This is a genomic window from Rubripirellula lacrimiformis, assembly GCF_007741535.1.
Taxonomy (GTDB): Bacteria; Planctomycetota; Planctomycetia; order Pirellulales; family Pirellulaceae; genus Rubripirellula; species Rubripirellula lacrimiformis.
Window position 1 is genome coordinate 6,341,829 of the sequence record NZ_CP036525.1, and the last position, 25,550, is coordinate 6,367,378.

Below are 25,550 nucleotides of genomic sequence, written 5' to 3' on the forward strand. Positions count from 1 at the left end.
TTCGCGGCCTACACGGTTTGCCTCAAGGGATTTACACTGTTTCGGACAGCGGCCGCGTCCAAGTAGTTCCCTTCGCTTCCGCAAATCGTCAATGCAAACCGCTCGAGCCGATTCCAAACATGGACGATGAAACTCGCTATTCGGCCGACTCTGATGCGGATATCGCTCGCCAGATTGACTGGCTCGATGAATCCAAATTTAGTGACATTCCGTCGGCTCAATCGCATCTTCGACAAGTCATCGAAGCGATCCGGGTACGCTCGACAGCGCCTAGCGGGGACCACTGCGAAGCCCCCCCGTCGGGCGAAGTCGATGACATCCACCCACTGACATTTCTGCGCGATGCGATCGTCCCGCTGGCCGGTTTCATTGCCGATCCGGATCGAACGCTGCGACTGACCTGCCGCTTCATTGCCGGTGCAGAGGATCCGCAAGGACTGGTTTCCCTGTTCCGCCGCGAACCTGGATCCCTATCGTCGCTGGTTCAATTGTTTGGCACCAACCCGGGGCTGGCCGAACGGTTGATTTCCGATCCCACCACCTTTCACCTGGTCACCGCCAGCCATCATCGTTCGTATGATCGCAGCGAATTGATCGGCGAATTGTTGGGCCAATTGAAATTGATCGACCAGCCAACGCGAGCCGCTCTGGCGATTCGAAAATTCCTGTCACGGCATGTGATGCGAATTGCGTACGGCGAGTTCGTGCGGGGCGACACGCCGGACATTGTGGGTCGGCAACTGGCCCATCTAGGCGACGCGATCATCGAAGGCGGGCTGCAGTTCGCCCTGCGACGGTTAGCCGATCGGCGCGGGATGCCGGAACGGGCGGATGGTTCGGTGCCCCAGGTCACCGTGATCGGGCTGGGCAACTTCGGCGGCGAAGAACTCAGCTATTCATCGCCGATGAAGGTCGTGTTCTTGTACGACGCGATCGATCACAAAAACATTTGGCACAGTCGGTTCTTTGCGGCCTTGGTCGACGACGTGGTGGGATTGTTGTGCGGCGATGCGTCGCGACGAGACGGCGTCGACCTGGATCTGCGTGACGGTCCCCGCCACGAGGTCGGAGTCCGCATCTGTGGCTATCGCGAAGCGGCCAGGATCTACGAGACCAGCGGACGCACCTGGCAGCGATTGGGATTCGTCAAAGCTCGCGTGGTTGCCGGTTCAACATCGCTGGGGAAAGCATTCCTGGAACGCATGGAACCATGGGTGTATCGCCGTTTCGTCAGCCGGGTTGAACGATCCGAGATCGAGATGCTGCGTCACAAACTGCAGCGTCGGGCTGATTCCCCGCTGGCGCCGACGGGGCTGGAAGAAGACGTCGTGCGAGCCTCCGGTGGACGGTCCGACCTAGAACTGACGATCCAGTTTCTGCAGCTGATCCATGGCGGTCACGATCGTTCGGTCCGCAGCCGCAATACTCTGGACGCGATCAACGGTCTGCACCGGGGTGGTCACATCAGCGACAAAGACCAGGCGCGATTGGCGGGCAACTACGCCAAACTTTGCCGACTGCAACACCAAATCAATATCGCGTTTGATCGCGGATCGTCGATGATTCCGGCCGACCCAAGCGATCGCAGGATGTTGGCATACCAGTTGGGCATTCGCGACGACGATTGCGACAATCGATCCGGCGGTGACGCAGCCAAGTTCGAACGCATCTTTGCCGAAACGTTGGCCAAGAACCGGAGCTTGATGAAACGCGTGCTGGCCGATTCCAGTAACGATGCCACCGATACGTCCGCCGAAACGGACTTGATGCTAGACCCGGATCCCGATCCCGATTTGGTCGATCGCACCCTGCGGCAGTATCAACTGCAGCACCCACGATCGGCGATGCGTGACTTGGCTTCGCTGTGTACCGAAACGGTCCCGTTTTTGTCGCCGCTGAGGTGCCGGCACGTTTTTTCGTCGATCGCCCCGAAATTGCTCGCAGAAGTCTCGCGGACTCCCGACCCAGACGCAGCCCTGCATTCGCTGGTTCGAGTCACCGATTCGTTGGGGGCAAAAGCGACCCTGTGGGAACTGCTGGGCGGCAGCGACGCGACGATGCAGTTGGTTGTGCGGCTTTGCGCCACGACCCCGTATCTAAGCGGCTTGTTGACCGACAATCCGGGCATGATCGACGAACTGATCGATTCGCTGGTGATCAATCGCTTGCCATCGGCCCAACGCCTGGACGCACACTCGATCGAACTGTGCCGCGGGGCCGCTGATATCGACGACATCTTGCGCAGCTTTAAATCTGGCGCCCATCTGATGATCGGCGTGCGGGACATGCTGGGCAAAGAAACGTTGGAAGCGACACACCAAGCGATTGGCGATTGCGCCGAAGCGTGCTTGCGGCGGGTGATCGAACACGAACAAGAATTCTTTGCCGACCAATTTGGCGACCCCGTTGATGCGGACGGCCAACCATCCGAAATGGTGACTTTGGGGCTCGGCAAACTGGGCGGCCGCGAACCGAACTACCAGAGCGATCTGGACGCGATCTTCCTGTATTCGGCAGACGGCGAAACGCAGCGACGGGTCGGCGGTCGACGATCAACGACCACCAATCGCCGCTTCTTTAACCAAGTCGCTCGGCAAGTCGTCGCGCGGATCAATTCCCCCCATTCCCAGGGCCGACTGTACGAACTGGATTCACGACTGCGACCGATCGACGAGCCCGGACCGATCGCAATTTCAGTGGACGAATTCTTAGAACAGTTCCAATCCGATGCCGCTCCGCTATGGATGCGGATGGCGCTGTGCCAAGCACGAGCGATTTCGGGCGACCGACGAACTCGCGCTGCGGTCGATGAAGCCGTGGCGAGCGCCATCGCAGCGACCCGCTGGGATCCATCGATGGCAACCCAGATACGTCAAATGCGGATGGACCTGGAAAAGACCGCCGATCCCAAGAACCTGAAACGCGCAGCGGGTGGGACCCAGGACGCAGAATTCGTTGCCCACATGTTGACGCTGAAACACGCTCACGACGTTCCCGAAATCATTCGCCACGGCACCACCGCATCGCTGCGGGCATTGGCGGACGCGGGTTTGCTAAGCGGGAAAGACGCCGACGCGTTGACCGATGGTTACCGCACGCTGCGACGCATCGAAGCCAGCCTTCGCCTGATGTTGGCGCCGGACCGCCATGCACTGCCCGATGACGCGGACCTGATGAAACGATTGGCATTCTTGATGGGCCAGACGGACCCCACCGCGATCGAAGACCGTTGCACGGCGGCAAGAAAATCGAATCGTGATATCTTCAACCGCGTTTTCGCAAACGTCTAGATCCGGCACCAAACGTTTGTCCCGACTGCAGTTTGTCGCAGTCGGGTAGGCGGCCCGCACGTTTCGGCGTCCGAAAGATTGACGCAAAGCCACCTGGAACAGCCGCCGGCGTATTCGCATCCGGTGTTCTTGCGCCGGGATCTCTTGCGCCGAGTGTCGTTGCAGATAACACCCGCTCAGGCTGCCAGAAATCCCGGTCGCCACCTCGCCGTGCTTGGAATGATTAGGATAGACGCCACCATTGGCTGCGACACCCTGCCCCCTGTGCGAGAGCGAATCCATGCCGCGATTGAAGTTTTTTGCCCTGTTGTCTGCTTGCTGGATCGCCAGCGTATCGGTGTCCGATGTTACGGCTGCCCACAGTCCTCACATCGTGGTGATTCTGGTGGACGACATGGGCTACGGAGACCCAGGGTGCTTCAACCCCGATTCCAAAATCGCGACCCCTCACATCGACTCGCTAGCTCGCAACGGCATGCGTTTCACCGACGCACATGCCGCCGGACCGCTCTGTCACATGTCGCGATACGGATTGATGACGGGCCGGTATCCATTTCGCACCGATGTATCGAAGTGGCCCAAACAGGCACTGATCCAACCCGATCAAGTCACGATCGCCAGCGTCCTGAAGGGTCGGGGTTACCACACATCGATGGTGGGCAAATGGCACCTGGGTTTTGACGAATCGGGATACGACCAACCGCTGCCCGGCGGACCGGTGGATTGCGGGTTTGATTCCTTCTTTGGAATTCGTGCGTCCACCGATATCCCACCGTATTTTTACATTCAAGACAATTTGGCGGTCGCGCCGCCGACGGACACGATCGAAGCAAAATCGTCGCCGGGCTGGTCGCCCATTCAAGGTCAGTTTTGGCGATCCGGTGGGATCGCACCGGGAATGGAACTGAAAGACGTGCTGCCCAAGTTCACCGATAAAGCAGTCTCCGTGATTTCGGATCACGCCAACAAAGACGACCAATCGCCTCTGTTCTTGTATTTGGCACTGCCGGCGCCGCACACCCCTTGGCTGCCATCGCAGGAGTTTTCCGGCAAGAGCCAAGCCGGCATGTACGGCGACTTTGCAATGATGGTGGATGCCCAGGTCGGACGGGTTCTGGAATCGCTGGACCAGGCTGGGATGTCGGACGACACGATGGTCGTTTTCAGTTCGGACAACGGGCCCACCTGGTACCCGAAAGACATTGAACGATTCGGCCACGACAGTGTTGCCGGACTGCGTGGGATGAAAGCCGACGCCTGGGAAGGCGGTCACCGGATCCCGTTCATCGTTCGCTGGCCCGATCACGTTGACGCCGGTTCAAGCTGTGACCAAATGATCTCGTTCGTGGACGTGTTGGCGACGTTTGCGGAACTGACCGGTGTCCAGCTTGGCGACGACGACGGTCCCGACAGTTTCAGTTTTCTATCGTTGTTGAAGGGCCACGACAAACCGATTCGAGAAACATTAGCGCTCGCTAGCGGAGCTAATTTGATGATGGTTCGCAGCGGCGCCTGGAAACTGATCACCGGACTCGGGTCGGGCGGTTTCACCAAACCGAGTCGCATTTCCCCCAAACCGGGCGAACCGAAGGGCCAGCTTTATGATTTAGCGAACGACCCGGGGGAAACCACCAACCTGTATCAAACACAAGCGGATCGGGTCACCCGCATGACCGAGACGTTGACTCAGATCACCCAACAGGATCGCAGTCGTGCGGTTGCCACTGGTCATCAACGATTGGACTGGTCCGACCAAACCGATCGACAGATCGTGATCGCCGATGGAGGCAACGGAATCTACCAAGGGCATCCCACCACGACGCTGCTTGCCGATGGCAAGACGATGCTTTGCGTATGGTGCGTCAACCATGGCGGATCGGCTGGGCCGATGGCCAAAAGTGAGGACGGCGGCCGAACCTGGGTGCGAATCGACGATACGTTGCCCGCCGGATTCAAGACGCATCAGAATTGCCCTAGCATCTATCGGATCTCGGACGCCCACGAGAAAGAGCGTCTGTGGGTTTTCTCGGCCGCACTTGGCAGCCGCGATGGACCAGGCATGCCCAGCATCATGAGCGAAGACAATGGCGTGACGTGGACCGAGATGCCGCCGCTAGGATTTCCATGCGTGATGACCTTTAGCAGCGTCGTGCGTCTGAGTGACGGGCGGACATTGGGGCTGTATCACAAAGGTCCCGAAGGCAAAGACAAAGCACCGCTGGGCGTTTTCCAAACCATCACCAACGACGGTGGATTCACTTGGTCAGAACCTAAACTGGTCGCGGCAGTGGATAAAAAGAACCCCTGCGAACCCTATGTCTTCCGTTCCCCCAACGGGAGCGAACTGTGCTGCCTGATGCGAGAGAACTCTCACAAGGGCCATAGCTTGATGATGTTTTCCGAGGATGAAGGCGAGACCTGGTCCACGCCGGTCGATACGTCTTGGGAACTGACCGGCGACCGACATGCGGGCGTCCGATTGGCCGACGGACGGTGGTTCATCGCGTTTCGGGATGTTGCACCGGAGAGCCCGACCTGGGGACACTTCGTCGCGTGGGTGGGGTCGTACGACGACATCAAACATGGCCGATCCGGAGACGCTCGTATCAAATTGCTGCATAGTCATGCCGATCGAGTCAACGATTGCGGCTACCCCGGCATCGAACTGCTGCCCGACGGAACGATCGTGGCGACCACCTACATCAAGTACCGCCCCGGCCCTGAAAAGCACTCGGTCGTCTCCGTCCGTTTGCATTCTGCGGAACTCCCCAACCGCGCGCCTTCCGGCGACCAAGCGAGTTCAAAATGAACTGGTCCCCCGGGAAACGAACCGCCATGGGAATCGCGGTGTCCGTCGCTGGGATGGTCATGATTCTGCGATCGATGGGGCGCACCTGGTGGTGCGATTGCGGTCAACCGATCCCATGGGCATGGGACATTTGGTCCTCGCATGCGTCGCAACACTTGATCGACCCTTACTTTTTTTCACACGTGCTGCATGGCGTCCTGTTTTTTGCGGTGTTGGCTTGGATCCCCAGGATCACCACGCCGACGAAGTGGATCGCGGCTACCGTGATCGAAGCCGGGTGGGAGATTCTGGAAAACTCGCCGATCATCATCCATCGCTATCGCGAAGCGACGATATCGCTGGACTACTACGGCGATTCGATCGCCAATTCCACCTTCGATGTCGCAGCCTGTTTATTGGGCTACGCCATCGCGTCGAAAGTTCGACCACGAACCGCCGTGATCTTCTTTGTGGCAATCGAATTGGTGATGTTGGTGACGATCCGCGACAGCTTGATGCTGAACATCATCATGCTGGTCTCGCCGGTCGACGCGATCAAACAATGGCAGAGTGCCGGCGTGTGATGCACGCGACGCAGGTGACCGCAGGTGACCGCAGGTGGGGGAAAAGCAGATGCGGAAAGTTCGAGTTCGAGTTCGAGTTCGAGTTTAAGTTGTCGAACAATTGCACCGTATGAAACTTGAACTTGAACTTGAACTTGAACTTGAACTTGAACTTGAACTTGAACTTGAACTTGAACTTGAACTCGAACTCGAACTCGAACTTGAACTCGAACTCGAACTCGAACTTTCCCTACTGTACCGCCGCCTCAATCACGTAAGAGGAAAGCACTCGCGTGGCAGCGTCCCCAATCGCCCAGTCACGGCAACTGAAGCATCCGACCGCTGGTCCGCTACAGCACCTTTGTCGGTGCGGGTTTGCTTTCCTGAATCAGACGCTTGATCAGGTCGTCGACCGTGATCCCATCCGCTTCGGCAGCAAAGGTGGGCACGATACGATGCCGCAGCACCGGCAGCGCCAGTGTTTCGACATCGTCGATCGTGACATGCGTTCGGCCATGCAGGATCGCACGCGCCTTGGCGGCTAGCACCAATTGTTGGCTTGCACGTGGACCCGGGCCCCATTCGATCATTTCTCGCACCCACGGTTTTGCCGATGGATCACCGGGCCGGACCGCGCGAATGGCGTCCAGCACCCAATCCTTGACGTGCGGTGGCAACGGGACTCGGCGGACCGTTCGCTGGAACTGGATGATGTCTTCGCCGCTAACGACCGCCTCGACAGCACTGTGGAACGTTGACGTCGTTCGGTCCACGATCTCGGATTCTTCGTCGCGGGTGGGATAGTCGACCACGACTAAAAACAGGAACCGGTCCCGTTGCGCTTCCGGCAGTGGGTAGGTGCCTTCTTGTTCGATGGGGTTCTGGGTTGCCAAGACAAAGAAAGGTTCGTCCAGCCGGTACGTTTTTCCGGCCGCCGTCACCTCGTGTTCCTGCATCGCTTCAAGCAACGCAGCCTGAGTCTTTGGCGGGGTCCGGTTGATTTCATCGGCCAGCAGCATTTGCGTGAAAACGGGGCCACGTTCGAACTTGAATTGACGGTGCCCGGTCTGGGGATCCTCTTGAATGATCTCCGTACCAGTGATGTCACCGGGCATCAGGTCGGGCGTGAACTGAATACGGCGAAACGCAAGATCCATGCTTTCGGCAAGCGTCTTGACCATCAAAGTCTTGGCCAACCCGGGAACGCCTTCTAGCAGGCAATGCCCGCGAGCCAGAATTGCGATCAACAGTTGTTCGATGACGTCATCTTGTCCCACGACGATCCGCCCCACTTGGCTGCGGATATTCCCACAGGCGGCAACCAATCGCTTTGCAGCGGCAAGATCATCGTCGGATTCGATTGGCGGCGGTTGAACCATGGAAATCGCTTAACAAGCAGGGGAAAAGGAATCATGTTCGGACGGTTCGCCATCTTAACCGCAAACGCGTCGGTCATCTTCCTACCACCGGCATCATTCCCATCACCCACCCCATCGATGTGATCCGCGTCCCCCGCCGTTGTTGCCAACCTCGTGCCGGTTTTGTTGACATCCGACCAGCGGGCGACCAACCGGTACTGTAAAATTGGGTCCTGCTTCCCCGCCTGCCGCGTCCCTGCCCCCACCACCGGCTTTGTTTCGTTATGCCGTCGTTGTTCGTCGTTCGAGGTCGTGATCAAGGAAAGCATTTTCAGCTTTCTGAAGCCGTGTATCGCATTGGGCGTGAATCATCCAGCGACATCCAACTGCTGGATTCGGAATCGTCACGTCGCCACGCGGAACTTCGCCGCGACGACGAAGGAAAGTACGACGTCAAGGATCTGGGCAGCAGCAACGGTACCCGGATCAATGGGAATCGAGTCGTCCAACACCGTTTGGTCAGCGGCGACCGAATCGAGATCGGCGACACGCTGATGATCTATACCGGCACCGGGCAACCGAGCGCGATGGACGCTGCCCACGGTGTCGACATCGTGATGAAGAGCCAGGACGACGGGAGCCGCATCGTGTCCTCGCTGTCACAGGTCATGCTGGACTCGGACATCGTTCGGAAACCATCATCCCATAGCGGCCGCACACGATCCGAAGCCGACCGGTCACTGGAAGTGATGTACCTAACCGCAATCGCGGTCGGACGCACCGACGATCTGGACGAGGTGCTGAATCGGATCTTGCATTTGGTTTTTGATTGGGTCGAAGCCGATCGTGGTTGCGTGATGCTGCGAGACGTTGCCACCGAACAGTTCCGGCCGGCGGCACGATGCGACCGCGAAGACCCGACCAATTCGGTCCGCGGGAAACCGATCGCCATCAGCCAGACGATCCTTGATTACGTTCTGGAAAAGAAAGAGGGCGTGCGGACCAGCGACGCGCGTGACGATATCCGTTTCGACGCCGCTGCATCCATCGTCCAGGGTGGCGTCCGCGAAGCCCTTTGTGTGCCTCTGCAAGGTCGGTACGCGATCGTGGGTGCACTGTACATCGACACCTACACATCGCCCGGACAATTTGTTGCCAGTGGCAATCAAACCCGTTTCAATGACGATCACCTGCGTCTGATCACAGCCATTGGGCACCAGGCCGCGTTGGCCATCGAAGACACGTTCTACTATTCGGCGCTGGTCCAGAGCGAACGTCTAGCGGCGATGGGGCAAACCATCGCCACGCTTTCCCACCACATCAAAAACATCCTGCAAGGCATCAGCGGCGGAAGCTATTTGATCGAAGCAGGATTGGACCGCGGTGACACCGACGCGGTCCGGCGTGGCTGGTCCATCGTGGATCGCAACCAAGATCGCATTTCGAACTTGGTCATGGACATGCTGACGTTCAGCAAAGAACGCGAACCCGAAAAGGTCGAAGCCGACCTGAACGAAACCGTCGCCGACGTTGTCGAACTGATGCGGACTCGCGCGGCCGAGTTGGATGTCGAAATGGGCACTCAATTCGATGATTCGATGCCGCCGGCTTTGTTCGACCCCGATGCGATCCACCGCGCCGTGATGAACCTGGTCACCAATGCCATCGACGCCGCCTCCGGTCGTCTGGCCCAAGAAGACGACTTTGAAACCGATGAAGACATCGAACAACCGGCCGAAGATCCTGTTCCCGGCCGAGTGTTTGTGCGAACCAGTTTCGAACCGCAAGTCGGTTGGACGATCGATGTGATCGACAACGGCCCGGGGATCGCCCCCGAAGATCGAGAGAAAATCTTTTCGCTTTTCGAATCGCGCAAGGGCATGCGAGGCACCGGACTGGGATTGCCAGTGAGTGCAAAGATCATGCGAGAACACGGCGGTGAATTACACATCGTCGACCTGGAAACCGGCAGCGGTACCTGTTTTCGATTGCGACTGCCCGACCATGGCACCAACCTGTCCGAATTGGCTCGCCTGGATACCATCCTGTAGGCGAAACGCGACCCGCAAACTAGCACCGATGGGAATCCACGCCTGCGGATCTGCTGTCACGAACCGGTTACCCCTCAACCAGGCCCCCCCAACCGAAATCCGGGGGACCGTCGACGCAATAGCCTGCGTTGGTGGCATCCACGGCAGCCACCGAGATAGAGTGAAAGCTAGAATCCGATGCCATGATGATTGACTTCGTCTGGAACAATAGATACCGTTATTCGTCGATCAACGATAAAGGAACCCGATGCCCAAACGATGCCCCCCCACGAAACCCTGCGACTCGTCGCCCGTGAAGATCCAAGCGGATCCGACCGCGGAAGAATTCGCAAAGCTGACCTGGGCGATTGCGCATCCGGCGCGCGTCCAGATCGTTCGGCTATTGATCGGTCGCCAAGCCTGCGTCTGTGGTGAAATCGTCGATTGCTTGCCACTGGCCCAATCGACCGTTTCACAGCACCTGAAGATCCTAAAGGAATCCGGATTGATCCAAGGCGAAGTCGATGGCCCGAAGGTCTGTTACTGCATCAATCCCCAACAACTCGACCGCTTAAAAGCGCTCGTCGCCGGTCTGTGACGTCGCGTTTTTTTTGCCCACAACCATCGCCGTTCGTCGATCGACGATATTGATCACCACGCAGGCCCCCGATCGAAGGCGGTCCGGCGCACGGCTTACGAAACGCCCCAGTTCATGACCGACACCAGTTCATGACCGACACCAGTTCATGACCGACCCGGTTCATGACCGACCTGGGTTGATCGATCCCTTGGCGGTCGCCCCCAATGTTTACGCTTTCCCCCACGATTACGCTTTCCCCCGCGAATGAAGGAACTTCCCATGGCGAAGAAAAAAGTACTGTTTCTATGCACCGGCAATTCCTGCCGAAGTCAGATGGCCGAGGGCTGGGCACGGCATCTCCATGGCGACAAGATCGAGGCGTATTCGGCCGGCATCGCGACTCATGGTCTGAACCCCAACGCGGTGAAGGTCATGAACGAAGCGGGCGTGGACATCAGTGACCACACGTCCAAATTGGTTGGTTCGCTGGCCGACGTGCCGTTGGATTTGGTGGTGACGGTCTGCGGACATGCCGACGAAAATTGCCCGGCATTTCCGACTCACGCAAAGGTTGTCCACGTCGGTTTCGACGATCCCCCCAAACTCGCCAAAGACGCGGCAAGCGAAGACGAGGCCCTTCAGTGCTATCGCCGTGTACGCGACGAGATCCGCAGCTACATCCAATCGGATCTGCTTGCGACCGTCGGCCAGTAGTTGCCACGAGGTGTCACGGTAGCCGGCCCGATCCATTTCCAACCGGATCCATTTCCAACCGGATCAACTTCCAACAGGATCGGCGGGCTTGATCCATTCGAAATCAGGTGGCATCGCTCCCTGATAGCGAGCATCAGCATAGCGACGATACCACCGTGCCGCGTCGGCCATCGGTCCTGGATCGGACACCTCGCCCCCCCCGGCACGGGCCATGATCCGATCCGCAAATTGGTACAGCGTTTCGTGCGGTTTGCGAACCAGAGACCATTTCCGCAATCGGCGGTCGACCTTTCGCAATTTCTTCAAACTCTGGGTGTCCACCAGATCGGCTCCACCGCCGGCGACGCGCCAATACCTTGTCCACCAGATGTAGACCAGGACGACGAACAGCGGCACTTGAACCCACCGAAAAACCGCCAGCAACGAATCCGTCACTCGCACCGAAAAGACCCAACCGATCGCCGATGACCACCACGATTCCTGGTAGGCATCGGCCCCCGACGCAACGGCCGAATCGTTCAAACGAGCCCGTGCCGCATCTCGCTCGGGCGTGATCGTTTGATAGGCCCTGCCCGGCGTGGACTCGACCGCAAACCAACGCCGCGTCGAATCATCGTAGGCTTCGACCCAAGCGTGCGCATCTCGATTCCGAGCCAGCCATTTGGACGTATCATCATCGCTGGGTTCGTCCACCACGTATCCGGTGACATAGCGTGACGGCACCCCAACGGTGCGAAGCATCAGCACGCTGGCCGACGCAAAGAATTCGCAGTGGGCGACATGTTCGGTCTGCATAAAGTACGCCAGCGGGTCGACACGACTGGGCGCATTGGTCGCGTTCAATCCATACTCGAACCCTTCTTGAAAGTACCGACTGATCGCTGCCGCTTTTCCTCGCGCCGACGGAATCCCCTGGCACAGTTCGTTTGCTTTGCTGCGCATCACCGTGTCCACGGTGGATGGCGAATCCAAGAAGATTTCGCGTCGGTCATCATTCAAGAATTCTGTTGGCGGCTCTGACATCACGCCGGCGACATACGGATACGCCAAGTCCACGCCCATTCGAACTGTCCCATGGCGAGACACCAACAACTCGGTTCCGTTGGATTCGATCCAATCGGTCGCCAGTGGCAGGAACACCACATTGCCTCGCAGCGGGTCATTGTGAACTTCGACAGTGGTTCGTCGCTTGTCTGTCGATGATGCGGGACTTCCGTCATCGCTTGGCGGGGCATCATCCGATGTCGGCGAAGGATCGATCCGCGGGGACGCACTGCTGATCAAAAACCGCTTCAATGGTCGGCGGCTCTTCTGTTTCAAAGCGACGGTTCCTTCGCCAGCCGAGTGGATCCCGACATCGCGGAGCGTGGACGAGCGCTGACCACCTTGGAAGTTCACATTTCCAGATGCGTACCAGCGCCCGTAACGATACAAATCAAAGACGCTGCCACGAAGATAACCAGGGGATGATTCCGCATAGGCGGTCAGTGCCAAACCCTGGGGATCATCGGTCAAATGCTTTCGCACCGCTCCCAAGCGACTGCCCGAAACATATCGCATCCCGCCGACAAAGGACTTGTCGGATACCGAATCCAACGAAGACTGAAGTTGATGACGCAGGTCGTCTTGGATGCCCGGCAAAAACTGATCCGTCAAACTGACCACGACGCTCGTGACGATCATCAACAGGGACAGCACCAACGCCGCCATCAAGGGAGCCAGTCGTTGGCTGGATTGCAGACTACGTTTGGTGGTCGCCCCCAACCGTCCCGCCAAGGACGCCGGACTGCTATGTCGCCCCAAACCCCGTTGGTGCTTGGCCGACAAAATCACTTGAGAACCGATCGAAAAACCTAAGCAAACCGCCAACCCCACCGCGGTCTGTGCGGGCAACGATCGGCTGACGCCGCCGGCGGCAACACAAAGCAAAACCGTGGTCATGCCCAGCGGCAACATGGCCAGGTGTCCGCGTCGAGGACGAATCGTCCAGATCGCCAACGCAATCAAAAACGAGGCATGCGCTAGCACATCGACAGCGATCGACACCAAGTTAGCGCCTTCAACAATTCGCCCCCCAGTTCGCCAAGCCGCCGTTCCGCACGTGATCACTAGCACACCCAGGAACGCCAAAATCCAGATCGTCGAACGCGACCACCGAGTCCGGGTTGGCCCGGGCTGACCGGATTGCTGATCGCGTCGATTCCGATGGACCGTGGCATCGCCTGACGACGGCGAGGTTCCCGCGAACTGGCGTGCGATCACCACGACGGTCATCACCAAGGTGATTCCAGCGACGGCAGGAAAGTCGACGAAGGTCGACGACAGGAAAATCGCCAATCCCCAAAGCACTGCCCCAAGCCAAAGTGTCGGTCGGCCATCCCCCTGTTTTTGAATCATCTTGCTTGCCCGATCGAATCCGATGCCCGAACCAACGGATCGGACGGGGAAGTTTCAGCGGCGACGTCGTCGTGCGCCGGTACATCGTCCACGCGAATCATGGTGACGTGCGGAGGCAGGTCTAACGAAGCGTCATCATGCGGCCGCGTGGTCAAGCACAGAATTGGCGATCGGCCCAATTGTTCGACAACCTCCTGGACACGCTTGGCGGCAACGACCGATCCGATCCGTTTTGCCGAAGCCAGTTGAATCAGCAAGGGTTCATTCTGCGCCACCATGGATAGCGACCGTGGCGAGGCGAATGAATCCAACGATTCACTTGTCGCATACAACCGGACACGGACCTGTCGCTGACAAAGACTTTCCACCGCCACGGCCGCCAGCGACAGCATGCGTTCCAGCGGCCGGTCGACCTGCTGATCCAAATGATTGCGTGACCAGGGAAGTCTGGAACGTTTCGATTTCCGTGTTCCAGTGGTTGCCCCCCGATCCGCGTTGGTTCGGCCGGTATCAATGATGATGGTCACCATCTGGATGGACGGAGATTGAAATTCGCGAACGATCGGACGTCCCAAGCGAGCCCAGGAAGTGAAATCCCAGCGCCGCACCGGCATCCCAACTTGGTATTCACGACTGCCGGTATAGTCCAACGCATCGCCAGCCAGCAATCGATGCGACCACCCGCCCAATGCGTCCAGCAGACCTCTAGCGATGGGGTCCTCGTCGGCCGACAACAGTTGCGGAGTGATTGCGATCTCCGTCGCCACCGGCGACCGCTGGGTGGACCGAAACAAGTGAAAGGGAAACATCGATTCGACCATCACGGCCGGCAACCGGTGCACGCCTCGACGATTCCCCGTCATCGAAACTGCCACATCGCGGCGTTGATAGGGACGAATCATCGACAACGATTCGCGATGCTGGGACGATTCAAACACGGGCGGATTGACGCGGCGACGACCAGCGCTGGGCGATTCAAAATGGACGCTCAGGTCCATCGCCGGAAACCGTCGAACGTTGCGCAAGTGCATCGCCACCGGAAACGACTGACCGACCGGGACCGCACTGGGCAACGAGAAACCAATCCGAAGCTGCGGACGCATCCAACGATTGATGATCCAACCGGCCACCAACATCGTCACGGTCGCAGCAAAGATGCCGCTCCAGGGATACCCCCAGACAATGTTTAGCGACACGATCCCAATCAACAGCAAGGTGACCGACGCACCGGTCATCGAACGACGAAGCGACCTCAACCCACGAATCGGCAGCAAGACCAGGGTCGATCCGAATCGCAGTCCCCATCCGATGACTGAACGAATCCCCAAGCGGCCGCCGGCCCCCAAGCCAGCATGCACACCCTCGTGATCCCCCGAAAACGACGGGTCAATCGATCCGTCCCGAACCATCGATCCGTCGCCAACCAAGCGGGCATGCTGGTCCACGCGGCCATCCAAGAAACCGCCTGCGGCATGGGAATTCACACCGGCACCTCGACCTGAGCGATCAGTTCACGAATGATCGCCGACACGTCGCGGTGAGTCGAGGAAAGGCTGCGTGGAGAAACACGATGCGAGATCGTCAGTTCGGCCATCGCCTGAATGTCGTCTGGCATCACAAAGGTTCGGCCTTCCAAAACCGCACGCGCCTGGGCGGATCGCAATAGCATCTTGGACCCGCGCGGACTGCATCCAATCCGCAATCGCGAATCCACTCGGGTCAGCCCGACCAGTTCAACCAAGTACTGGACCACCTTGCGGTCCACTTTCACTTGACGGACCAGGGACTGCAGCCCCAACAGATCATCGCGGTGCATGACCGGCTTCAAGGCACCCGCCGGATCGTCGCTGTCTCGGTCCAGCAATAGGTCGACTTCGCTGGCCGGATCCGGGTACTCCATCGACAGCCGCAACAGGAAGCGGTCCAACTGTGATTCGGGCAGCGGAAATGTTCCTTCAAATCCGGTGGGGTTCTGAGTGGCGATGACAAGAAACGGCTGATTCAACTTGTGACATTCGCCGTCGATCGTCACTTGCGATTCGGCCATCGCTTCTAGCAGCGCACTTTGGGTTCGCGGCGACGCCCGATTCACTTCGTCTGCGATCAACAGATCACAAAAAATTGGCCCCTCGCGAAACTCGAACGTCCCCGTCGCGGGCTGAAAGATGGAACTGCCTAGTATGTCAGCGGGCAACAGATCGGGAGTGCATTGCACCCGGCCAAAATCCAGATCGATCAATGCAGCAATGGATTTGGCCAGCGTCGTTTTCCCAACACCCGGCACGTCTTCCAACAACACTGACCCACCGGCCAGCATCGCCGTCAAAACCGAATCGATCACCTCTGCCTTGCCCCGGATCACCTGCCGTAGCTGTTGCCGAACCAGATCCAGTTTGGCCAATAGTGCATGATCGGCCAGGCTACCGGCATCCGCCAAACCGTCGACCGGTGACCGCGCCGTGATCGCTTCGGTACCAGCGACATCGTTTGTCGACCCGATCGGACGCCGAAAACTAGCACTGCGGGAATCTAGGTTGGTCGAATCCATCACCGGTGATTCCGGCTGCGACTGCCTAGCAGAGGGAACCGAAGAAACTTTGCGAGAAAACAACAGGGTCATCCAATTCGAGAACTCGAGTTACGACCGCCGCGCTACCGATGCTGCGCAGATGGCCTGCGCCGACCCATTGCGATCGCACACAAACACACAGCGCTGAAAAACCGGGCAGCCGACATCAATCACCGAGACGAATGACAAGCGTGAAACGAGACCCGCGGTCGCACGGATTGATTGTATCCGCTTGTCCAACCTCTCTGCAATGAAAGCCGCGGTCGCCATCGGGGCATTCCACCGATGATGCCGAACGGGTCGCTGGCCCCGCCAAAGAAGGGTGGCAAAAAGTGCCCCGAAATCGGGCATCGATGACTCGTTTCGCTTGCTTCGATCGCCGAACCAACGCCCAATCTTCACAAACTTCACACAGACTTCAACTCGGCGACGATCGCATGCACAATTGGTACATGAAGATCGCGGCAGCCACCGAAACATTCAAACTGTCGGTTCCCAACTGCATCGGGATGGTCACCCGGTCGGTCGCGGCTAATTCGACCTGACGCCCCACTCCGTCGGGTTCACTGCCGACGACCAGCAGGATCGGTCGCCCATCCCATTGAAACTGTTCCAGCGGAATCGCGTCCTCCCCCAAAGTGGTCGCGACGACACGAACATTCTGTTGATCGGCCAATTGGACCAAGTCACCAACGGGATCATCAGCCTGGAACACGGCCTGCTTGAAAACCGTCCCCATGCTGACTCGCACAGCCCGCCGCGAAAACGGGTCAGCGGTACGCCGGTCGATCACTAACCGGCGAATTCCCAGGGCGCTAGCAGTGCGGATCATGCTGCCCAAATTGTCACGCTGGGAGACCCCGAAAACCGCCAAGGCAACCTGTGGGCCGGGGCCGTCGAAATCCAGTTCGGATAGCGAGTGCTGCGGCGGACGGCGACCCTCGGCCAACATGCCGCGGTGGAAATCGTATCCCACCAATTCGCGAATCTGCTGGGCCGACACCACATAGATCGGCACTTCGTCGCCGTACCACGATGCGACTTCCGCCTGACGCCCATCCTGGACGACCACCGACAACGTCGTCAGCGGGCTGTTGGCCAATTCGGCCACGCACCACCGTCCTTCGACGATGAAAGAATCGGCGCCGGGCTTTCCGCTTCGGTCGGTCTTCAGATCGGTGTATCGATCCAAACGTGAATCGTGAACATCGTGAATGACAATGACAGGCATAGCAGCGTTTAACGTGCCAAGGTGCCGACACAATCAGCGATCGATGACGCACCGATCTCTTGCAGCGCCGCTGGCAATTCATCGATCAATCGAGTCGACACGGTTGGATCGTAGTAGTTCGCCGTCCCGATTTGCACGGCGCTAGCCCCCGTCACCAGGAACTGCATCACATCGTCGACCGTAGCGATCCCACCAATTCCGATGATGGGAATATCGACCGCCGATGCAACTTGATGCACACAGCGCAGTGCGATCGGTTTGATCGCTGGGCCGCTCAGGCCCCCCATACCGTTACCCAACATCGGCTTTCGCTTTCGCCAATCGACGGCAATCCCAAGCACCGTATTGATCAAACAAACCGCATCGGCACCACCATCGGCGGCGGCCTTTGCGATGTCGGCGATCCGAGTCACGTTGGGTGTTAGCTTGGCAAGGATCGGCACTTCGGTCGCTGCTCGGGTCGCCGCCACGACGCTGCGGCAAGATTCCGCGTTGGTCCCGAAATCGATCCCGCCACTGACGTTGGGACAGGACAGATTCAATTCAATCGCCGATACCCCCGCCTGGGATCCGACACGTGCGGCCAGTTGAACGAAGTCGTCTTCGGTGCGACCGGCGACGCTGACGATGACCGAAGTCCCGAGCCCGCGCAGATACGGTAGGTGATGTTCTAAAAAGGTGTCGACGCCGTCATTGTCCAACCCGATCGCGTTCAACAAACCGGCAGTTGTTTCGACCGTTCGCCAAGGCGCGTTGCCGATGCGAGGTTCGGCAGTGATCGTTTTGGGAAGCACGGCGCCCAATCGCGGGACGTCCACGATGCCTTCCATCTCCCGCGCGTACCCAAACGTTCCCGAAGCCACCATGATCGGATTCTTCAGGTGCAAACGTCCCAGCGTGGTGGAAAGGTCCATCGGGTCAATCATGAAGGTGTTCAGGTTCAGGATGAAATCAAACGCTGTTGGATCTGAGCCAACAAACGGCGGGCGACATGTTCTTTATCGCCTGCGATGGCTTCGATCACGTTGCCATCAGGGTCCAGCAATTCGACTTCGTTGTCGGCCGCATCGATGGCGCTGGGGCCGTTGCTGACCATCAAATCACAGTGTTTTCGTTCCAGCTTGACGATCGCTCGGAATCGCTGGTCTTCGGTTTCCAACGCAAACCCCACGACCCATTGTCGCCGTGGACTGCGATCATCGGCTAGGGGTTGATCGCCGCGATCGCGGCCCCGTTTATTCTGGCCCAAGGTGGCGACCACGTCGGCCGTTTCGACCAATTCGATGGTCAGGGGTTTGCCGGTCTTCGAGATCTTTTGCGTTTGGATCTGTCGCGGCATGTAATCACAGGGTGCTGCCGCCCCGATGGCCCCGTCACATTGCTTGAAAGTTTCGACCGCCGCTTGCAGCATTTCGTCGGTCGTGACCACCGGAATCACCGTCGCCCCGGCGGGGTAGTCCACGGTGACCGGGCCGGAGACGATGACGACCTCGTGGCCAAGTTCAAGAGCAGCGGTCGCCAGGGCTGCCCCCATGCGGCCACTCGATGCGTTGGTGACGTAACGGACCGGGTCCAAATATTGACGAGTCGGTCCGGAGGTGATCAGAATGCGGGCCACAGTCTCGCTCACTTGCCCAGCGTTTCGTTGACCAACTGCTGGACTTCGGCAGCCGAAATCGACATTTTGGCGGCGGCCAGAGCAAACAAACGCTTTTCGCTTTCGTCCAAGTGGCCGTCGGCGGCCATCATTCGGATCATGTCACGCAGCAATTCGTGCTGGTCCGCTTTCGTTTCAGGCAACTCCACCGATGCATCGTCGCTGAGCCCGAATTCGACGGCTTTCTGGAGGTCGTATTCGTCCAGTCCCAGATCCGCGCAACGGTCGGCAACCAGATGGACCTCGCGTTCGCCCAACTGCCCGTCGGCAAACGCCATCACAACAAGGTTGCGAAGTTGCAGGCGTCGGAGGCTGATTTCGTCTTTGCTCATGCCGATGATCCTACCCCGATCCTAACCGGCAAGCCAGATCCCGACCCCGAAAAGGAGGTCGCGGGATCGCGGTGATCATTCGACCATTCGGACTGCCTGGGACGCCAAAACATGAGGCATGTTCAGTCCCGGCAAAAATCCAGTGTTGCCCACCACGGTCACGCGGCTGTTCAGATGCGTACGCAGATTGACGCCCGGCATCGGGGTCACGTAAGCAATCGTCCGACCGGTGTGGTCGGTCAATGCGAACGGCGGACTGTTGGGACGTGCCGAATAAACCTGCACCAATTGGCCGCCGTAGCTAGGGCTGGCCGGGCTGGCCGGAATGCTTGGCTGGCCTGGATCTGCAGGAATGCTGGTCGATGGTGCGGGGGTAGTTCGGCCGCTTAGGTCTAGGGCGACGCTCGCCGCTGGGATGCTTTCGGTCCCCGCAGCCAAGGTCACGTCGCCGCTGCTTTGGACCATCGAACTGCCATCACGGCGGGTGGCGATGCGGCGATATTGGTCAGCACGATCGGACAATTCGCGAGCACGCTGGGCGGTCGCGGCATCGGTGCTGGTCGACGCCAATTGCCTAGCCGCCATGGCGACCGGCTCGGTTTCCAATCCCGATGCCTGAGCGGCCATCAAACGTGACAAAACGAGCGTCAGTCGGTCGATGTCAGCCCCTTGGACTTCACGACGCACGGCATCGATCCGGTCGGCCGAAATGACGTTCATCGGCTTCGCGTTGGATTGCGGTGCGGCGTTCCAACCGCCCGCCGGAACCAAATTCTGTGCTGGCAGTGGCAACGCCCCGGAAGTCTGCTGGACCGCAGATGGTTGGTTTGCCAGATTCGCAGTCCCCCAATCCTGAGTTGCCGAGGCCTGCTGGATGGGCGAGGACGCAACGGATGCCTGGCCGATCGCCGATTGCGGCATCGGAGTGCCAAGGCTTGCGGTTGCCACGTGGCTGGCTGGCCCGATCGCAGGTGCTGAACCCGCAACCGCGTCGCTGCCCATGGCGGTCGATCGTCGGCCGACTCCGGAAACCCAGTTGTCGGCGGCGCCGGTCTGGACCGTTGCGGGTTCTGCGGGGGTTCCAATCTGCAACAATTTCGGGCGATTCAAAAATGCGACCGACGCTAGCAGTCCTTTTCGTTTCATCGTCTGACCGACCGATTCGCCTTCCGGATCTGTCCCGGCACGCAAACTAGGCGGCGACTGCATGGCTGCCGAATCATTCTGCATCGGTTCGCTGGTGGCGGAAGTCGGTTCCACAGGCCGAGTGCGTCGTTGGCTGTTCTGCCAATCTTCTCGCAGCCCGCTACCGATTGCCGAACGAGTCACCATCGATGAATCGACGTCGACCACCGACACGCCCGAGGCTTGTGCGACCTGACGCATTTCGGAAGTCAGCCGATCGCTATCGACCTCGGCGGCTTCGTCACGGTCGGCGCGACTTTGACGGGATGATGTGCGTTTTGCCATCTTGGCGGATTCCGACCTTGCAGGCCGATCGGCGACGGGACGCGACCGCGCGGTCGTGGGACCGGCTTGGGACAGCATGATTTCGGGCTGAGCCGCATCGCGATCGATCGATGCCACCAATTCTTCGCTGGTCGTGACGACTTGTTCGCGGTGGACCCAACGGAATTCGCCGGATGGGGGAACGATTCGGTACCACAATTGTGGCCCGTCGGGGCCTTCGCGTTCGCTTTTGCCGATGATCGTCACCGGTTCACCCTTGGCCAGACGAACTTGCCAACGATACGAACGGGCTCGACCAAGATTGGTACCAATCCAGGCAACGGTGCGGTCTTCGGTCACGATGCCGTTGTCGCCGCTCGCATCCACCTCGATCGTTTCCGCTGGGATCCAGCTAAAACTGGACTCGGGCGGGCGAATCCCCAACCAACCGTCTTCCGATTCGGCATACACCTGCAACGCCTGTCCGTGACGCAAATCGTCGGTTTGGTAGTCGTCGGGTGACGGACCACAACGAGCGTGCGATTCTTCTTGCACCACGTAAACCGTGTACGGCTGGAAGGTCACAGCATCGTCGGCCGCCACGGGCGATCCGAACAGGATTCCCAGCGAGATGAATACAAGGATCGAGGCAGCAAGTTGAGTTTCACGTCGTGACGGATGCATCGCGAGCGAGTCCTGAAAGGCGAATTTAAGCTTCTTTCAGTTCCCGATACCGCAGAATCGCTCGCCAAGGCAAGACCGATCCGGGTTGGCGAACGACGCGGGGTCCGCCCGCCGGTTCGCAATTAGCATGTCGCTTCACTGCCGAACGTAGGCCGAAACAAGCGAAGCGCCGTTCCGGCATGCATTTGTGGCGACGGGGAAACCGGAATGCCGGATCGGCGTCGCTGCGCTCCTTGATCCGGCCTACTTCTATTTCACTGGGCTAGCTCGCGGCCGGGACTAGCGGTTCGAGTGTGACTTCATCCATTTTGATGCGATGGTAATAGAAGTAAAAACAAAGGCTGGGGAAGATCATCAGCGTGTCTTGGATCACGGCCATTGTGACTTGCCATCCCAGCGACGTGGTCCAATTGGAATGGACTTGGATCGGACCCGAAATCAGCAGATCGATTGACGACAATCCGGCAACGACCGCGATCATGAGCGCGGTGAGCCCCAGCAATGGCCAAAAGTGGGAGCCTGTCATGTCGAAACTGCGTCGCATGGCAACTGTCCCTTTCAGTCGCTCGTCAACCACCACGGCATTGCACAACGAAAAGCGAATGGACAGAAAAATGCCAGGAACGATCAGCAAGATGAACCCGAGTGAGACGACGATCGTGGCAATCAGGTTGGTCCAGGCTAACCAAAGCCACACGCCGACTCCCTGGCGAAACGAATTTCGGAATGTCGGTTTTTCCTTGGCGATGACTGATCTCGCGATGCACAGTGCGATGGCCTCGGGTAGCCACTGCGTTGCAAACGCAAAAATGATGTTCAGGAGCCATCCAGAAACCCCGCTCGATTCCAGCAACAGGTCATCCCATAGCACCATCACCACTTCGATCGGCAGCCAAACCAACAAAGCGACTAGGCCGAAAAGCCGGAAGTGCTCTGCGTAGATCTTCCACGCATTGCCGATCACGGTCCCAGTGCCCCAATCCTGTTCGGGAACAGCGTCCACGGGCACAGGAGCGGCGTAAGGATTCGGCGACGATTCGTCAGTATTGGACGCCATGATGAACCCATTCCTTCAATCAGTGAGGCCATGACCAAGCGAGGCTGACGCTGTGGCGGCTGCGCTTGGTATCCACGTGGACCCTCTCTTTGGGCGTCGCCTGGATCCGCCTACTTCATGCTCTGGACTGCCGCTGCGATGCGGGCGATTTGGTCGGACGTCAAATCGCTTAACATCGGCAACATCGGGCCCGTTTTTGCAATCTTAGCTTGCTCGACCGCATGATGCAGGACTCGGATCGGGTTGATTTCGTTGCGAAGATCTTCCAGCGGGCTGAACCACTGACGAATCGATTCAGCGGTTTCCAAATCGCCGGCATGGATCGCATGCATCATGTCCATCGACTTTTTCGGCGCCACGCAAACACACCCACTGGTGAATCCCCGCATGCCGCACTCGTGGACATGAACGACGGCTGGTTGTTCGCCGATCCCCGACACCATTCGGTCCGCAGGAAAGACCTGCATCACGTCCTTCATGTACGGATCATCGGCAGGGTCATCCAGGACGACCGCATACTTGATCCACGAGATCACGCCGTCGGCTTCCAAGGACTTGATGATGGCAGGATCCAACCAGCGATCGAACTTCAAGTACAGCACGATCGGTTTGCCCAGTCGTTCGGCGATGTGTCGAACGCCAGTCGCGATCCCGTTTTGATCCACGATGTCGCGGGAGGGCAGCAGCATCACGGTCGGGAAATCGAAATCCGCCAGCACATCCACTTGATCCATCGCTAGTCCGTAAGCCGGACCAACCGACGGCACCACGACCGTATCGTCGCCGGCGCTATCGGCCAACATCGACAACATCGACGCATATTCCGAAAGCCTAGCGTGGTAAAGAACAGCGTTCCCGCCGTACAGCAAGGAACGCACGCCACCGGCTTCGATGTGACGAATGATTTTTGTGTTTTCCGCATGATCAATCTTCAGATCGTTGTCCCGGGCCAGAGGCGGTACAGCGATGACAGACGTGCGAAGTTGGTCGGCGGAGAATGGTTCAGTGTTCATGGATCGCTCGGGATGGGTGGTTAGCCCACGAGTTGGTGGGTGAGAATGGGGGGGGATAGGAAAGGTTGCTTAGTGGATGGCGGGTTCCATGCCGGGAGATCGGCCCACTAGAAAATCGAAATCACATCCCTTGTCCGCTTGCATGACATGCTTTGCATACAGATGGCTGTAACCGCGATCGGGAACCGGAATCGACGTCGGCATCGACTCTCGCCGAGCTTGGATTTCATCATCGCTGACCTCCCAGTGGATGGTCCGCTGAGGGATGTCGATTTCGATGACATCGCCGTTTTGCACGAGCGCCAAAGGACCGCCCGCGGCGCTTTCCGGTGCAATGTGCAGAACGCAAGTCCCGTAACTGGTGCCGCTCATCCTGGCATCGCTGAGGCGGACCATATCGCGAACGCCCTTTTCCAGCAGTTTTTTGGGGATCGGCAGCATTCCCCATTCGGGAAATCCGGGGGCACCTAGCGGCCCGGCCGACCGCAGAATCAACACGCTGTTTTCGTCGACATCCAAATCGGGATCGTGGATCTTGGCTTTCATTTCCGGATAGTTTTCGAAAACGACGGCGCGGCCACGGTGTTTCAACAGTTTCGGATCGGCGGCCAATGATTTGATCACACACCCGCTAGGAGCCAAGTTTCCTTTTAGCAAGCAGGTCCCACCGGCTGGCGACACTGGATTCTGTCGCGTTCGAATGACTTCGTCGTTGATCACTTCGGCGCCTGCGACCTGTTCGCCCAACGTGACTCCGTTGACGGTTTGGCAATCCATGTTCAACAGGTCCGTCATCCGGGCCAATAGCGCTGGCAAGCCACCGGCGTCTTGAAAATCTTCCATCAAAAATCGGCCGCTGGGACGAATGTCACCGAGCACCGGCGTGATCCGCGACAGTTCGTCGAATCGATCCAACGACAATTCGATTCCCAATCGACCGGCGATCGCGATCAAGTGAACGATGGCGTTCGTGCTGCCGCCGATGGCAAGCGAAGCCATCAGCCCGTTGTCGATCGATTTTTCGGTCATGAAATCCGACGGCTTCAGGTTTTCCCAAGCCATCTCCACCGCGCGGCGTCCCGTCTGAGTCGCCAATCGACAGTGATCCGCCATCACGGCGGGGATGGTGGCCGCGCCCGGCAAACTGAATCCCATCGCCTCGGTCACACACGCCATTGTCGACGCGGTGCCCATCGTCATGCAGGTACCGGCGGAACGGGCGATGCAGTTTTCGATGCCCTTCCAATCGGAATCGCACAGATTGCCCGCAACCCGTTCGTCCCAATACTTCCATACATCCGATCCGCTGCCCAGCGTGACATCTTTCCAGAGCCCCTTCAGCATCGGGCCGGCGGGAAAGAACACCGATGGAATGTCGGCGCTGATCGCACCCATCAACATCGCTGGGACCGTCTTGTCGCAGCCCCCCATCAACACGGCCGCATCCACGGGGTGGCAACGCAACACCTCTTCGACCTCCATCGCCAGCAGGTTGCGATACAGCATCGTTGTGGGCTTCATCATCATTTCGCCCAACGACATCACCGGAATCTCGACCGGGAAGCCACCCGATTGCAGGATCCCACGACGGACTTCGTCCGCCCGATTGCGGAAATGCGTGTGACACGTGTTCATCTCGCTCCACGTATTCAGGATCGCAACCACCGGACGGTCGGCAAAATCGATATCGTCGAATCCCATCCCCTTCATCCGCGAACGGTGCCCGAACGAACGCATATCGTCCGGTGCTAGCCAGCGGTGAGAACGAAGTTTGGTGGGATCGCGATCTTGCGCGGCTGGCATAGCGGATAGAGGGGGCTTGGGGGGAGGGAGATTTC

The 25,550-nt window shown here is 58.7% G+C and carries 18 protein-coding genes; 6 read left to right on the forward strand and 12 right to left on the reverse strand.

Annotated features, from left to right (window positions below):
• Positions 1-119 precede the first annotated feature (119 nt).
• From K227x_RS22205 to K227x_RS22215, 3 genes are all read left to right on the forward strand, one after another.
• Positions 120-3,290 (forward strand): [protein-PII] uridylyltransferase family protein, encoded by a 3,171-nt coding sequence (locus tag K227x_RS22205; protein WP_145173020.1) that lies wholly within the window; start codon positions 120-122, stop codon positions 3,288-3,290.
• A gap of 280 nt (positions 3,291-3,570) precedes the next feature.
• Positions 3,571-6,099 carry a sulfatase-like hydrolase/transferase gene (locus K227x_RS31270; RefSeq protein WP_246146040.1) on the forward strand — a complete coding sequence of 843 codons (2,529 nt, stop codon included), beginning with the start codon at positions 3,571-3,573 and terminating at the stop codon, positions 6,097-6,099.
• Positions 6,096-6,662, forward strand: coding sequence for a DUF2585 family protein (locus tag K227x_RS22215; protein WP_246146041.1), 567 nt, complete (start codon positions 6,096-6,098; stop codon positions 6,660-6,662). The genes K227x_RS31270 and K227x_RS22215 overlap by 4 nt, the downstream gene beginning before the upstream one ends.
• A 329-nt stretch (positions 6,663-6,991) precedes the next feature.
• Here the strand turns inward: K227x_RS22215 and K227x_RS22225 are convergent, their stop codons facing one another.
• Positions 6,992-8,020: an AAA family ATPase gene (locus tag K227x_RS22225; protein ID WP_145173022.1), complete on the reverse strand. Its 1,029-nt coding sequence runs from the start codon at positions 8,018-8,020 to the stop codon at positions 6,992-6,994.
• A 263-nt stretch (positions 8,021-8,283) separates the two neighbouring features.
• Here K227x_RS22225 and K227x_RS22230 point away from each other — a divergent pair, with 263 nt between their 5' ends.
• The 3 genes from K227x_RS22230 to K227x_RS22240 all read left to right on the forward strand — a co-directional run bounded on the left by K227x_RS22230 (position 8,284) and on the right by K227x_RS22240 (position 11,323).
• Positions 8,284-10,050, forward strand: coding sequence for an ATP-binding protein (locus tag K227x_RS22230; protein WP_145173024.1), 1,767 nt, complete (start codon positions 8,284-8,286; stop codon positions 10,048-10,050).
• Positions 10,051-10,297: 247 nt separating this feature from the next.
• Positions 10,298-10,627, forward strand: coding sequence for an ArsR/SmtB family transcription factor (locus K227x_RS22235; protein ID WP_218933448.1), 330 nt, complete (start codon positions 10,298-10,300; stop codon positions 10,625-10,627).
• A gap of 261 nt (positions 10,628-10,888) precedes the next feature.
• Entirely contained in the window at positions 10,889-11,323 is a 435-nt protein-coding gene (locus K227x_RS22240) for an arsenate reductase ArsC (RefSeq protein ID WP_145173026.1), read from the forward strand.
• 63 nt (positions 11,324-11,386) lie between these two features.
• On the opposite strand, the gene K227x_RS22245 is transcribed toward K227x_RS22240, so the two are convergent.
• From K227x_RS22245 to araD, 11 genes are all read right to left on the reverse strand, one after another.
• Complete coding sequence (locus K227x_RS22245; protein WP_145173028.1) at positions 11,387-13,720, reverse strand: transglutaminase domain-containing protein; 2,334 nt, start codon at positions 13,718-13,720, stop codon at positions 11,387-11,389.
• On the reverse strand, positions 13,717-15,204 hold the full coding sequence (locus tag K227x_RS22250; RefSeq protein WP_145173030.1) for a DUF58 domain-containing protein: 1,488 nt from the start codon (positions 15,202-15,204) through the stop codon (positions 13,717-13,719). Before K227x_RS22250 ends, K227x_RS22245 begins: the two co-directional genes overlap by 4 nt.
• A complete protein-coding gene (locus K227x_RS22255; RefSeq protein ID WP_246146043.1) occupies positions 15,201-16,340 on the reverse strand; it encodes an AAA family ATPase in 1,140 nt (379 codons plus the stop codon). Before K227x_RS22255 ends, K227x_RS22250 begins: the two co-directional genes overlap by 4 nt.
• A 367-nt stretch (positions 16,341-16,707) precedes the next feature.
• Positions 16,708-17,520: a TrmH family RNA methyltransferase gene (locus K227x_RS22260; protein WP_145173032.1), complete on the reverse strand. Its 813-nt coding sequence runs from the start codon at positions 17,518-17,520 to the stop codon at positions 16,708-16,710.
• A gap of 8 nt (positions 17,521-17,528) precedes the next feature.
• On the reverse strand, positions 17,529-18,434 hold the full coding sequence (locus K227x_RS22265; RefSeq protein WP_145173034.1) for a dihydroorotate dehydrogenase: 906 nt from the start codon (positions 18,432-18,434) through the stop codon (positions 17,529-17,531).
• A 26-nt stretch (positions 18,435-18,460) separates the two neighbouring features.
• Positions 18,461-19,126, reverse strand: coding sequence for a phosphopantothenoylcysteine decarboxylase domain-containing protein (locus tag K227x_RS22270; protein ID WP_145178292.1), 666 nt, complete (start codon positions 19,124-19,126; stop codon positions 18,461-18,463).
• Between the two features lie 20 nt (positions 19,127-19,146).
• Positions 19,147-19,509 (reverse strand): tellurite resistance TerB family protein, encoded by a 363-nt coding sequence (locus tag K227x_RS22275; protein ID WP_145173037.1) that lies wholly within the window; start codon positions 19,507-19,509, stop codon positions 19,147-19,149.
• A 75-nt stretch (positions 19,510-19,584) separates the two neighbouring features.
• The gene (locus K227x_RS22280; protein ID WP_145173039.1) at positions 19,585-21,642 is read right to left on the reverse strand and encodes a hypothetical protein; all 2,058 of its coding nucleotides are present in this window, start codon (positions 21,640-21,642) and stop codon (positions 19,585-19,587) included.
• Positions 21,643-21,904: 262 nt separating this feature from the next.
• Entirely contained in the window at positions 21,905-22,699 is a 795-nt protein-coding gene (locus K227x_RS22285) for a hypothetical protein (RefSeq protein WP_145173041.1), read from the reverse strand.
• 110 nt (positions 22,700-22,809) lie between these two features.
• Positions 22,810-23,712 (reverse strand): dihydrodipicolinate synthase family protein, encoded by a 903-nt coding sequence (locus K227x_RS22290; RefSeq protein WP_145173044.1) that lies wholly within the window; start codon positions 23,710-23,712, stop codon positions 22,810-22,812.
• 69 nt (positions 23,713-23,781) lie between these two features.
• On the reverse strand, positions 23,782-25,515 hold the full coding sequence (araD, locus tag K227x_RS22295) for an L-arabinonate dehydratase (RefSeq protein ID WP_145173047.1): 1,734 nt from the start codon (positions 25,513-25,515) through the stop codon (positions 23,782-23,784).
• Positions 25,516-25,550 lie beyond the last annotated feature (35 nt).